The sequence below is a fragment of the Aeromonas enterica genome (genome assembly GCF_054052465.1).
Window position 1 is genome coordinate 48,585 of record NZ_JBSTYL010000018.1, and the last position, 12,246, is coordinate 60,830.

Below are 12,246 nucleotides of genomic sequence, written 5' to 3' on the forward strand. Positions count from 1 at the left end.
ACTTCGCCTCGATCAAGATGCCGTTATCGTCAGGATCAAACACATGAAACAAGTAGTATGGATGGCATGGTGCGCCTTGCTGCTATCGGGCTGCGCCCAGCAGACCTTCTTCGTGCATGCGGGTAACCCGGGTCAGCCGACCAGGGAAGTTAGCCATGATTTTGTACTGGCAGGTATTGGTCAGAGTGAAACAGTCAATGCTTCTTTGGCCTGTCATGGCGACCCGGAAAAAGTGGTACGGGTGGAGATGCAGCAGACACCACTGGAGGGTTTGATGGCAGCATTGACGCTGGGAATTTATACCCCAAGAACGGCGCGGGTTTATTGCAGCCTGTGATTTTTGTGCAGGCATTATAAAGTCTCAAATAAAGCCTTGTTGCCCTCTCTGGATTTTGATAGTGTGCGCGAGCTTAGGCATGTTACGTATTTATGTAATTGATAATTAACGAAAATGTTTCTTTGCGTATCACCGGCATAGCCGGGAAAAATAATGTTGTCAGGGATAATAAAATGAAAAAAATGGTATTGACTGCGGCCGTTGCAATGATGATGGCGGGCTGTGCTCAGCAAGGTTTTACCGTGCATTCCGGTAATGCAGTGAAACCCACCAAAGAAGTGACTCATCACTTCTTCATCTCCGGCCTGGGTCAGAGCAAAACCATCGATGCCGCCGCCGTTTGTAATGGTGCCGATAAAGTGGTGCGTGTCGAAGCGCAGCACACTTTCCTTAATGGCTTGTTAGGTGCGGTTACCTTTGGTGTCTACACCCCGCGCGAGGCGCGTGTTTACTGCGCCGGTTAATCCTCGCCGTAGGCATGCCAACAAAAAGCCGACCCCATTGGGTCGGCTTTTTGTTGGCGCAAAGGCTGGCGGGGATGAGTCACCCGTGCGAGCAGACCGGGCAGTCGGGGCGCTTGGGCAGCTTCATCTCGCGAAAGGTGCCGCCAAGGCCATCGATCATCAGGAGGCGGCCGCTATAGCTCTTGCCCATGCCGGCCAACAGCTTGATGGCTTCGAGCGCTTGCAGGCTGCCCACCAGACCGACCACAGGTGCGAGCACCCCCGCCTCGACGCAAGTGAGCGCCTGTTCGCCAAACAGGGCGCTGAGGCAGGCGTAGCAGGGCTCCCCCTCCTGCCAGGTGAAGCTGCAGATCTGTCCCTCCAGCCGGATGGCGGCGCCACTGACTAGGGGCACCCTGTGTTTGCGCGCGTATTGGTTGAGCAGATTGCGGATGGCCAGGTTGTCGGTGCAGTCGAGCACCAGCTGATGGCTGGGTAGCAGGGAATCGAGCAGAGCCTCGTCGGCAACAGAAGCGTGAGTCTCTATCTGGAGCCAGGGATTGAGGGCACGCAGGGAGGTGGCTGCGGAGTCTACCTTGTACTGGCCGATGCGCTCATCGCTGTGCAGCACCTGACGCTGCAGATTGGATAGCTCCACCTTGTCAAAATCCACCAGAGTGAGCTGGCCGACGCCGGCGATAGCCAGATACTGGCTGGCGGCACAGCCCAGGCCCCCTGCACCTATCACCAGCACGCGGGCCTGCTTGAGCGCCTCCTGCCCCTCGAAGTCGAAGGATTTGAGGATGATCTGGCGGTTGTAGCGCAAGAGTTCTGCGTCCGAGAGAATGTCGCTCACAGCAGCATACCCCCGAATGGTTCGACGGTGACGGTTTCACCCGCCGCCACCTTGCCGCGCTCACGTTCGAGGACGATGTAACAGTTGGCCCGCGACAGTGAGCTGAACACGGCGGAGTCCTGGGAACCGGTGCTGCGCACCTCCAGGCCGTCTGGCCCCTGGCTCAGAATGCCGCGCTGGAAGTCGAGTCGACCCGGCGCCTTCTTGAGCGGCTCTGCTGCAATGGCTTGCAGTTGAAGTGGGCGCTCGAACTGTCGCCCGGCCAGCTTGGCCAGCGCCGGTTGCACCAGCTGATCGAAGGTGACCATGGCGGAGACCGGGTTGCCCGGCAGGCCGAAGAACCAGGCGTGGGGGAGGCGACCGAAGGCAAACGGCTTGCCCGGCTTGATGGCCAGCTTCCAGAAGCCGATTTCGCCGAGCTCCTCCAGCAACTGTTTGGTGAAATCCGCTTCCCCCACTGAGACGCCGCCGGTGGTGATGAGGGCGTCGGCCTCGCGGTCGGCCCTAAGGAAAGCGGCGCGCAGCTGGGCGGGGTCGTCCGGGATGATGCCAAGGTCGAGACAATCGCAGCCCATGCGATCCAGCATGGCTCGCACGCCGTAGCGGTTGGAGTCGTAGATGTCGCCGTGGGCGAGGGGAGTACCGACCGACTTGAGCTCATCCCCGGTGCTGAAGATGGCCACTCGCAGCGGGCGGCGCACGCTGACGGTGGCGATGCCCAAGGAGGCCAGCAGCGGCAGCTCGCGGGGAGTGAGCCGGGTACCGGTGCCCAGTACGCTGGCGCCCTCGCGGATGTCTTCACCGCGGCGGCGAATGTTCTGGCCGGGCTCCGGCGTGGTCAAAAAGGTGATCCTGTCGCCGTCGGCCTGCGTTTCTTCCTGCATCACCACCGCATCCGTCCCCTCAGGCACGGGGGCGCCCGTCATGATCCGCACGCAGTGGCCGGCGGGCCACGCCCCCTGATAGGGCTGACCGGCGAAGGACTTGCCCGCCATGATGAGGGGAGCGCCGCCGGCGAGATCGGCCAGCCGTACTGCATAACCATCCATGGCGGCATTGTCGAACGGAGGCACTGACAAGGGGGAGGCGATATCTGCCGCGAGCACCCGGCCAAGGGCCTGGGGCAAGGGCACTTGCTCCGTGTCGCAGCAGCAGGCGAGTTGGTCCAGCATCCCTTGCAGGGCATCGCTCAGGGGGAGTAGTCCGCTGGTATCAAATCCCATCGTCGTTACCTCTTTTTGGTGTAGTTGAAGACCGATTATCCCAAAAATCAGGGTGGATGGGCAGGCTTATCAAGGGCTGACACCCGCCCGCCTGACGCTGAGAGTTACGAAAGAGAGGTCGTCTTCTGACATCCTCCCCGTATGGGGTAGGCCATCAAGGGGTAAAACCCGACGGATTGACATAAAGTCAGGAGACGGACTTGAGTTAGCTTGAATTATGACAATAATCGCCGTTTACTATTGCGCCACAACGAATGCCGTCACAGACAAGACGGCCATCACAGTCCCTGAGCGTGGGAGAGGAACAAGATGACGAGCTTAAGCCAGGCAGCCCTGTTGGTCAGGGCTGCCCTCGAGGCCGAGGGCCTCGAGACACCTCTGGTGGCCAATACACTGGATGGTCAGCAGAAACGGGAGAAGATCGAAGGCCACATGCGCGCCATCATGGAGACGCTGGGGCTGGATCTGACCGATGACAGCCTGGCGGAGACGCCGAACCGCATCGCCAAGATGTATGTCAACGAGATCTTCTCCGGCCTCGATTACAGCACCTTCCCCAAGGTGACCGTGATCGAGAACAAGATGAAGGTGGACGAGATGATCATGGTGCGGGACATCAGTCTCACCAGCACCTGCGAACACCACTTCGTCACCATAGACGGGCTGGCCAACGTGGCTTATATCCCCCGCGGCAAGGTGATCGGGCTGTCGAAAATCAACCGCATAGTGCAGTTCTTCGCTCGCCGTCCCCAGGTGCAGGAGCGGCTCACCCAGCAGATACTGCTGGCGTTGCAGACCCTGCTCGGCACCAAGGACGTGGCCATCAGCATCAAGGCGACCCACTTCTGCGTGAAGGCGCGCGGCGTGATGGACTCCACCTCCTACACTACCACCACCTCCCTCGGCGGTGTCTTCAAGACCCAGCCCGATACCCGCGCCGAATTTCTGGCCGGCCTGAAGGGCTGAACCGCCAGGAGACGTGCCGCCCCTGCGGCATGTCTCCTGGCTTTCGCCTCCTTTTGCCTCCCTTGATGATTTGGTTGCTGGCGGACGCCTGCACCGACAATTTTCCTCAAGGGATTGGCAGGCCCGGTCGATATACCTTGTCATGGCTTGATCGCGCTCCTGGGGAGTGCATGCAAGCCAGCAAGGTGTCATGTTCCGGCGGCTCTCTCGACCGAAATGTTGCTGTCGCCCCCCGCAATGCTTCATTCAGGCTGGCGCCCGGCACTTTGCAAAAATGTTCGCCTCGTTCATGCAAGGACACATATTCATCAAGGCTGGATGAGCCGCCATGGAGGCGGTGACAGCGGACCGTATCCGTACGGTTCAGACGAGCGTTATCGGTTCACTCATATCCAGGACATGCCATGAATACCAGTACCATGACCATTGGCAAGAAACTCACCGCCGGCTTTGCCGTGCTCGGTCTGATGATGGCCCTCATTGGCGGCTTCTCGCTGCTGCAGTTTGGCAACATGAACCGAGCGGCCATCGGCTTCACCGACAGCATACTGCCCGCCGTAGTGCGCACCAGCACCCTGGGTGAGACCATCAATACCCTGCGCCGGTATGAGCTGGATGTGTTTCTGGTGGCGGCCGACCCGCAGCAGAAGGCCCACTACCGCGATGCCAGCGAGCAGAGCCTGCAAGATGCGGCGCGGCAGATAAAGGCGCACGATGCCACCATCTGGGCGGAGGATGTGGAGGAGCGTCGTACCTTCGACATCGTCAAGCAGAACTGGGACAAGTACGTTGCCCTGCACCAGCGCATCCGGCTGATGCAGGATGGCGGCCAACTGGCCGAGGCCCAGCAGCTTTTCATGAGCGAGGGGATCACCCTCTATACCAACCTGGCCACGTCGGTGGCGGATCTGGTCCGCATCAACCACGGCTATTCCGTCAACTCCCGTACCCAGGTGGTGGAGGCGTTTGACAGCGCCAAGCTGAGCATCATCATCGCCCTGTTGCTGGGACTGGGGCTGGCGGTCGTGCTGTCCACCGTGCTGACCCGCCAGATCCGCGATCCATTGGTGATGCTGGCCCGCCAGGCCCAGCGCATCGCGAGCGGTGATCTCGGCAAGGGTGAACTGCAGGAGTGGATCCGCGGCGGTCGCTTCAAGCGTGACGAGCTGGGTCAGCTCGGCACCGCCATCGATCGCATGCAGGGAGCGCTCGCGGACCTGGTGAGCGAAATTGCCGGCTCGGTGAGCCAGCTCAGCAGCGCGGTGGAGGAGGTGAGCGCCATCTCCGAGCAATCCGCCACCGGCATGGCTCGCCAGCAGAGCGAGGTCTCCCAGGTCGCCACCGCCATGAACGAGATGCAGTCCACCGTCAACGAGGTGGCCCGCAACACCACGGATGCCATGAGTGCGGCCAAGGATGCCTCTCGCACCTCGACTCAGGGCAACCAGGTGGTGCGCAGCGCCATCAGCAGCATCGAGGAAGTGTCGGTCAAAATTGAACAGGCGGGCGCAGTGGTGCAGCAGCTGGAGCAGGACAGCAACAATATCAGCATGGTGCTGGACGTCATTCGCGGTATCGCCGAGCAGACCAACCTGCTGGCGCTCAACGCGGCCATCGAGGCAGCCCGTGCCGGCGAGCAGGGACGCGGCTTCGCGGTCGTTGCCGACGAGGTGCGCTCCCTGGCCCAGCGCACCCAGAATTCCACCGCAGAGATCAGCAAGATGATCGAAGTGTTGCAGGAGCGTACCGCCGAGGCGGGCAGCGCCATGCAGCTGAGCCGTCAGCAGATGCAGGAGAGTGTCGGGCTGGCCCGGGATGCCGGCAGCAGCATAGATACCATCAATGGGGCTGTCACCCAGATCACCGACATGAACACCCTGATCGCCACCGCGACCGAGGAGCAGAATGCGGTGACCGAGGAGCTCAACCGCAGCATAGTCAACATCCACAATGCCGCCGACGAGAACGCCCAGGGGGCCCAGCAGACCGCCCAGGCCTGCGTCGAGTTGAGCAAGCTGGCGACCTCGCTGCATCATATGACCCAGCGTTTTACCCTCTAAATCTTGCTGCCACCTTGCAGATAGCAGAAGGCCCCGTCCATTGGCGGGGCCTTGTTGTTTCTGGCGAGCTTGAGCATGCAGAACGTCAGCTCAAGCCGACTATCTCGCCGTTATCGTCGATGTCGATATGACGATAGGCCGGCAGGCTGCCGAGCCCCGGCATGGTCATGATGGGGCCCGCCAGCGCATAGACGAAGCCGGCACCGGCGCACAGCTTCACCTCGTCGATGGGCACCTCGAAATCGGTCGGCACTCCCTTCCTGGCGGGATCGTGGCTGATGGAGAGCGGCGTCTTGGCCACGCAGATGGGCAGGTGATCCCAGCCTGCGGCCGAGAGCGCCGCCAGCTGGCGGCGTGCCTTGTCAGAGAGCAGGACACCGCGCCCGCCATAGCCGCACTCCACCAGAGTGGCGAGCTTGGCACTGAGGCTCATTTCATCGGGGTAGAGCAGGGTGATCTTGCTCGGTTGCTTGCAGGCGGCGACCACGGCACGGGCCAGCTCGCTGGCACCCGCGCCCCCTTGAGTGAAGGCGTTGGAGATGGCCGTGCCGCAGGCGCCAGCTTGGCGCGCCTCGCACATCAGCAGATCCAGCTCGGCCTGGCTGTCGGTGGGGAAGCGGTTGACCGCCACCACCACGGGCACACCATAACGGCGGGCATTGTTGATATGCCAGGCGAGGTTGGCGCAGCCTTTCTCAAGGGTGGGCAAGTCTTCCCCCAGCAGGCTAGCGGGCAGCGGCTGACCGGGGCGGATGTCGAGCAGGCCGCTGTTGGCCTTGAGGCCGCGCACCGTCGCCACCAGCACCACGCAGGCTGGCGTGATGCCGGACTGGCGGTGCTTGATGTTGAAGAACTTCTCCAGCCCCATGTCGGAGCCAAAGCCCGCCTCTGTCACCACATAGTCGGTCAGTTGCAGCGCCATGCGATCGGCGATCACCGAGGAGTTGCCGTGGGCGATGTTGGCAAACGGGCCCGCGTGCACCAGCACAGGGGTCTGCTCGGTGGTCTGCATCAGGGTCGGTTGCAGCGCGTCTTTGAGCAGCACTGTCATTGCACCCGCGACTTCCAGCTGCTCGGCGGTGATGGGCTGGCCCTGGCTATCGAGGGCCAGCTGGATGCGGCCGATGCGCTCGCGCAAGTCTTTAAGATCGCTTGCCAGCGCCAGAATGGCCATCAGCTCGGAGGCGGCGGTGATGACGAAGCGATCCTGGCGTTCCACCCCGTCGCTCGGGCCACCCTGACCGATGCTGAGATGGCGCAGGGCGCGATCGTTCATGTCGAGGGTGCGCGGCCAGAGGATGTTGGCCGGGTCGATATCGAGCCGTGCCAGCCCCGTCCTGGCGGTAAACTCGGTGCCGAGTTTGCGCTCATGGAACAGGCGGGCATCGAGGGCGGCGGCGGCCAGGTTGTGGGCGGCGGTAAGGGCGTGAAAGTCGCCGGTGAGGTGCAGGTTCATCTCCTCCATCGGCACCACCTGGGCGTGGCCGCCACCGGCGGCGCCCCCCTTGACCCCGAACACCGGGCCCAGACTTGGCTGGCGTATGGTGGCGATACTGGACTGGCCGATATGGTTGAGCCCCATGGAGAGACCCAGAGTGGTCACCGTTTTGCCCTCGCCAAGGGGCGTCGGTGTGATGGCGCTTACCAGCACCAGCTTGCCCGCCTTGCCAGCGGGTTGCTTGAGCAGATCGAGACTGAGCTTGCCCTTGTAGTGACCGTGAGGGCTGAGCAGCTGAGCCGGGATGCGCAAGCGCTCGGCCAGCGCATGGATGGGAAGGCGGGGGGACTGGCGGGAGATCTCGATATCGCTTAGCATCAGCACCTCGTTGGCATGTCAGGTCAAATATGCGGCGCAGTCTAGTGGAATCAACAGGGTTATCCAATGAGTAATAACATTTTATCCGGCAGTCGTGAGCTGCATCTAACGCCCATACTGCTGGATCTCAACGCCCTCTATCACCCGCCCAAGCGGCCGCTCACCGTCCTTGGCATCGTCAGTGCCTTCATGCCGCTGTTCGGTTATGGCTGGCAGGCAATGACCCAGGAGCCCGAGACCCACTTTCGCCACGAACTGGGCAAGCGCATCAACAAGCACAAGACGGATGAGGCCAATCTCATCCTGATGTTGCAGCTGGCCGGCATGCTCGATTGCCACTGCCTGCATATCACTCTGCCCTATGCCTTGAGCGAGGAGCAAGTTGCCACCTTGCAGCGCCGCCTGCCGCGCTGGCAAATCATGCAGACCGATCAGTTGCTGGTGGCCGAACTGCCGCTGCCCGCCGAACCAGCATCCCCAGAGTCCGACTCCTGCGCATCATAAATCCCGGCACGGGCTTATTCTTTGCGATCCCAGTAGTGGGGGGCGAGATAGCGCTCCTGCACGAATTCGATGAAACAGCGCACCTTGGCCGAGACGAAACGGCGGTGCGGATAGAGGGCATAGAGGCCCACCTGCCCCTTCTCCCACTCCGGCAGCAGTGACACCAGATCCCCCGATCGCAGCGCATCGCCGACGATGAAGGTGGGTTGCAATATGATGCCCTGATGATCGCAGGCGGCCCGGGTCAGCACCACGCCGTTGTTGGCGCGAAGCGGCCCCTGCGGGCGCACGCTCAGCTGCTCCCCATCCCGTTTGAAGACCCAGTCCGGCTGGGTCAGGGTGTAGATGAGGCAGTCGTGCTGCTTGAGATCCTCCGGGGTCCTGGGGGCACCCTTGCGGGCCAGGTAGGCGGGGCTGGCACACACCTCCAGTTGCATCATGGCCAGCGGCTTGGCCACCAGGGAGGAGTCCGGCAGGTTGCCGATGCGCAGCGCCAGATCGAATCCTTCTTCTACCAGCGCCACCCGCCGGTCGCTGTACTCTATCTCCAGCTTCAGGTCCGGGTAGCGTTCGCGAAACAGCGGCAGGGCGGGGGAGAGGTGCAGGTAGCCAAAGTCCATCGGCACCGACAGCTTGAGGGTACCCTGGGGCTGCTGGTTGTTGCGGGTCAGCTGGCTGTGGGTCTCTTCGAGCTCCGCCAGTAACGCCTGGGAGCGCTGGTAGTAGAACTGGCCCGCCTCTGTGGGGTTGACCTGACGGGTGGTGCGCGACAGCAAGCGGGTGGAGAGGGACTCCTCCAGCTGCTGCATCAGCTTGGAGGTCATGGCGACCGAGATGCCGAGCTGGTTGGCGGCCTTGGTAAAACTCTGACACTCCACCACCTTGATGAAGGTGCGCATGGCGGCTATCTGGTCCATCTTTCACTCTCAGTTGATAATTATTTTAATAAATCGCTGATTATCTATTCCGATATGGAGGTTAGCATCTTGGTTGTTGTTGTGAACCCCCAATATGAAGGAACGAACGGATGAAAATGACCAAGGCCCTGCTGGCATCCTGCCTGTTTATGGCGGCTCCCCTGATGGCGGCCGATTACGATATCGATCCTGCGCACACCACGGTTCAGTTCAAGGTGGGTCACCTCGGCTTCTCCGAGGTGGTGGGTCGTTTCAACACCTTCAGCGGCACTTTCAGCATGGACGACGCCAACCCGGCAGCGGCCAAGGCGAGCTTCGAGATCGATGCCGCCAGCGTGGACTCCAACCACGAGCCGCGCGACAAGCACCTGCGCAGCCCGGACTTCCTGGACGTGAAGCAGTACCCCAAGATGACCTTCGTCAGTACCGGTTATGAAGGCACCAAGGAGAAGGGCGTGCTGAAAGGCACCCTGACCCTGCACGGCGTCAGCAAGCCTGTGGCACTCGAGCTGGTTCACATCGGCGAGGGCAAGGATCCCTGGGGCGGTTACCGCAGCGGTTTCAACGCCTCCACCACCATCAAGCGCAGTGACTTTGGCGTGAATTACATGGTGCCGAACATCCCGGATGAGATGAGCATCAACCTGTTCGTCGAAGGCGTGCGCAAGTAATGGGCGCAGCACTCCTGTTGCAAACCCTGGCGGCTCCCTTGGGGGCCGCTTTGTTGTCATGGCGCTGGCCACGACTGGGGTATCTGTGGGGCGCCCTGGCGCTCTGGCTGGTGGGTTGTCTGCTGGGCGGTGTCTACGGGCTGCCGGTCAAGGCGTGGCAGTGGTTGCCGCTGACCCTGCTGGTGCCGGTGATGGCGGCGCAACTGGCTGACAAGCGGGCCGCGCTCTTGCTATTCGGGGTGCTCGCCGCTCTGGTGTGGTGGCAGGGGCTGGCCTCTGTGCTGAGCAGTGAACCTCGCATCTGGTTGGCGCTGCTGCCTGCCATCGCCTGGCTCGGTTGGGGCGAGCTGCACGGTGACAGCCGCGAGGGGCTGGGCTTTGCGCTCGGCTTCATCTGGCTGGCGCTGGTGATCGGTATCGACGGCAGTTTGTTGATTGCCCAGCTGGCGGGAGCCTTGGCTGCCTTTGCCGGTTTCCGGGCCCTGCTTGGCGCCTTTGCCGGCGTCAAGGCGGCGCCAGCCGCGCTCGGGTTGGCGCTGGCCTTCATGCAGATGCTCGCCTGGCAATACGTGGAAGTGCCGCTTGCGGTCTTGCTGCCGGTCTGGCTGTTACCGCTGCTGGAGTGGGCCTTGCGCAACAAGCCCTGGATCCAGCGTTGGGCCCTGCTGATCCTGCTGGCGGGAGTCGGCACTGGATTGAGTCTGTGGAAGGTGTGGCCAGAGGCCTCTTTGTATTGATTTTTTGCATAAAAAACAGTCAATTAACCAAAAAGTTGACGACTTCGTCATAGTCTGCACAGATAAAGATTGAGCCCCCTTGTGGATTCAGATAAAAAGGATTTTCAATTATCTGGACACACACAGAACCCGGTCATGCCGGGTTCTGTTTGCCTGCTTGTTTGCGGCGCGCTAAGGAGGCCACAGTTGCGCAGTCAAGGATCTGAGCATCTGTTTTTTCGCCATTTCACCGAGCAGGGACGCCTCGACGGTCTCTGCATCCTGCTGGTTACTCATCTGCTTCCCGATCGCCCCCAGTTTATTCAGGCCCTCGATCAGATCGGGCGGATCGGCGCCATCCTGCCCAAACCCAAGTCAGTGCACGGACCAACCCTGACCTGGGCCCAGCAGCACTACCCCGTGTTGCCGCTCAACCGCCAGTGGACCAACACGCCACAGGGGGTGATAGAGCACATCGCCCCGCTGGTGGCCCTCCACGAGCGGTTGATCATCCTGGACATAGGTGGCTATTTCGCCAAAACCCAGGCGACCCTGAGCGAGTATTTCGGCCCCCGTTTACTCGGGGTGGTGGAGATGACCGAAAACGGCCATCAGCGTTACGAGCAGGAGGTGCTGGCCACCCCTGTCATCTCGGTGGCGCGCAGCCCCCTCAAGCAGGCCGAGGATATCCAGATTGGCCTGAGCGTGGTCTACTCCGCCGAATCCCTGGCCCGCACCCTCAACCGCACCTTCAATGTCTGCCAGGCTGCCCTGTTCGGCTACGGCAAGGTGGGGCGCAGCATCGCCCGCGAGCTCAGGTGCCGCAACCTGCATCTGGAGCTGGTGGAGACTGACGTGCTGCGCCAGGTGGAGGCGCTCTCCCACGGCTTCAAGCTGGTGGGCAAGGCCGAGGCGTTGAGCCGGGCCGAGCTGGTGATCTGCTCCACCGGCAACGGGGCGCTGGACCTGGCCGACTTGCAGCAGTTGCGCCCCGGCGCCATGCTGGCTTCGGTCACTTCGGCCGACGACGAATTCGCGTTTTGTCTCTCCCAGCTGCCCTGGCCGAGCGAGGAGGTGTGCCCCCATGTGCTGGCACTGACCCGGCCCGATGGCAGTTGCATCTTTCTGCTCAACCGGGGGGAGGCGGTCAATTTCGTCCACGGCGCCGTCATCGGCGAATATGTTTATCTAGTGCTGGCGGAGATCATCGAAGGGGTGCGTCAGCTGGCGCAGCAACCCCTGGCCCCTGGCCTGTTCGATCTGCCGCAGTCGACCATGCGCACCATAGCCCGTCACTGGCTAAGCGATTTTCACGGGGTCAACCAGTGAGCCGGGCTGTGTTTTTTGCGATTGCAGCAAGCATGGCGGGCCATCATTATTCCCATTCCGCGCTGGCCGATTTTTATGGAGTCACCCAATGACAGAGTCGTTAACCCCCATCAGCAAGCCCCGTATCGAGATCCGCTACTGTACCCTCTGTCGCTGGATGCTGCGGGCTGCCTGGCTGGCCCAGGAGCTGCTCTCCACCTTCGACAGCGATCTGGGCGAGGTGGCGCTGGTGCCGGCCAGCAAGGGGGAGTTTCGCATTCTGGTGGACGGGGTGCTGGTGTGGGATCGGGTGACCGACGAGGGCTTCCCCGAGGCCAAGGAGATCAAGCAGCGGGTGCGCGACGTTATCGCCCCACAGCGGGACCTGGGCCACTCGGATCGCAAACCTGCCGCAGAGTGATGGCGGTG

13 protein-coding genes are annotated in these 12,246 nt (G+C 61.9%); 9 read left to right on the forward strand and 4 right to left on the reverse strand.

Annotated elements, in window-relative coordinates:
• The first annotated feature begins 43 nt into the window (after window positions 1-43).
• Together ACW5XD_RS16955 and ACW5XD_RS16960 are read left to right on the forward strand one after the other, a co-directional pair.
• Window positions 44-337, forward strand: a complete 294-nt coding sequence (locus tag ACW5XD_RS16955) for a Bor family protein (RefSeq protein ID WP_456495865.1) — start codon at window positions 44-46, stop codon at window positions 335-337.
• Between the two features lie 173 nt (window positions 338-510).
• Window positions 511-801 (forward strand): Bor family protein, encoded by a 291-nt coding sequence (locus ACW5XD_RS16960; RefSeq protein ID WP_017410450.1) that lies wholly within the window; start codon window positions 511-513, stop codon window positions 799-801.
• 79 nt (window positions 802-880) lie between these two features.
• On the opposite strand, the gene moeB is transcribed toward ACW5XD_RS16960, so the two are convergent.
• Window positions 881-1,636 carry a molybdopterin-synthase adenylyltransferase MoeB gene (gene moeB / locus ACW5XD_RS16965; protein WP_456495866.1) on the reverse strand — a complete coding sequence of 252 codons (756 nt, stop codon included), beginning with the start codon at window positions 1,634-1,636 and terminating at the stop codon, window positions 881-883.
• Window positions 1,633-2,859 (reverse strand): molybdopterin molybdotransferase MoeA, encoded by a 1,227-nt coding sequence (gene moeA / locus ACW5XD_RS16970; protein WP_456495867.1) that lies wholly within the window; start codon window positions 2,857-2,859, stop codon window positions 1,633-1,635. Before moeA ends, moeB begins: the two co-directional genes overlap by 4 nt.
• A gap of 309 nt (window positions 2,860-3,168) precedes the next feature.
• Here moeA and folE point away from each other — a divergent pair, with 309 nt between their 5' ends.
• Window positions 3,169-3,825 carry a GTP cyclohydrolase I FolE gene (gene folE / locus ACW5XD_RS16975; RefSeq protein WP_456495868.1) on the forward strand — a complete coding sequence of 219 codons (657 nt, stop codon included), beginning with the start codon at window positions 3,169-3,171 and terminating at the stop codon, window positions 3,823-3,825.
• Between the two features lie 404 nt (window positions 3,826-4,229).
• On the forward strand, window positions 4,230-5,885 hold the full coding sequence (locus tag ACW5XD_RS16980) for a methyl-accepting chemotaxis protein (protein WP_456495869.1): 1,656 nt from the start codon (window positions 4,230-4,232) through the stop codon (window positions 5,883-5,885).
• A gap of 85 nt (window positions 5,886-5,970) precedes the next feature.
• Here the strand turns inward: ACW5XD_RS16980 and ACW5XD_RS16985 are convergent, their stop codons facing one another.
• A complete protein-coding gene (locus ACW5XD_RS16985) occupies window positions 5,971-7,701 on the reverse strand; it encodes a formate--tetrahydrofolate ligase (protein WP_456495870.1) in 1,731 nt (576 codons plus the stop codon).
• Window positions 7,702-7,767: 66 nt separating this feature from the next.
• On the opposite strand from ACW5XD_RS16985, the gene ACW5XD_RS16990 reads away from it, so the two are divergent.
• Window positions 7,768-8,205, forward strand: coding sequence for a hypothetical protein (locus ACW5XD_RS16990; RefSeq protein WP_456495871.1), 438 nt, complete (start codon window positions 7,768-7,770; stop codon window positions 8,203-8,205).
• 14 nt (window positions 8,206-8,219) lie between these two features.
• Here the strand turns inward: ACW5XD_RS16990 and ACW5XD_RS16995 are convergent, their stop codons facing one another.
• Window positions 8,220-9,122 carry a LysR family transcriptional regulator gene (locus ACW5XD_RS16995; protein ID WP_456495872.1) on the reverse strand — a complete coding sequence of 301 codons (903 nt, stop codon included), beginning with the start codon at window positions 9,120-9,122 and terminating at the stop codon, window positions 8,220-8,222.
• 110 nt (window positions 9,123-9,232) lie between these two features.
• Here ACW5XD_RS16995 and ACW5XD_RS17000 point away from each other — a divergent pair, with 110 nt between their 5' ends.
• The 4 genes from ACW5XD_RS17000 (at window position 9,233) to ACW5XD_RS17015 (ending at window position 12,238) form a co-directional block, all read left to right on the forward strand.
• Window positions 9,233-9,793: a YceI family protein gene (locus ACW5XD_RS17000; protein ID WP_456495873.1), complete on the forward strand. Its 561-nt coding sequence runs from the start codon at window positions 9,233-9,235 to the stop codon at window positions 9,791-9,793.
• Window positions 9,793-10,530, forward strand: a complete 738-nt coding sequence (locus ACW5XD_RS17005) for a hypothetical protein (RefSeq protein WP_456495874.1) — start codon at window positions 9,793-9,795, stop codon at window positions 10,528-10,530. The genes ACW5XD_RS17000 and ACW5XD_RS17005 overlap by 1 nt, the downstream gene beginning before the upstream one ends.
• Before the next feature lie 186 nt (window positions 10,531-10,716).
• Entirely contained in the window at window positions 10,717-11,838 is a 1,122-nt protein-coding gene (locus ACW5XD_RS17010; RefSeq protein ID WP_456495875.1) for an adenosylhomocysteinase, read from the forward strand.
• 88 nt (window positions 11,839-11,926) lie between these two features.
• Window positions 11,927-12,238, forward strand: coding sequence for a SelT/SelW/SelH family protein (locus tag ACW5XD_RS17015; protein WP_456495876.1), 312 nt, complete (start codon window positions 11,927-11,929; stop codon window positions 12,236-12,238).
• The last annotated feature ends 8 nt before the right edge of the window (window positions 12,239-12,246 follow it).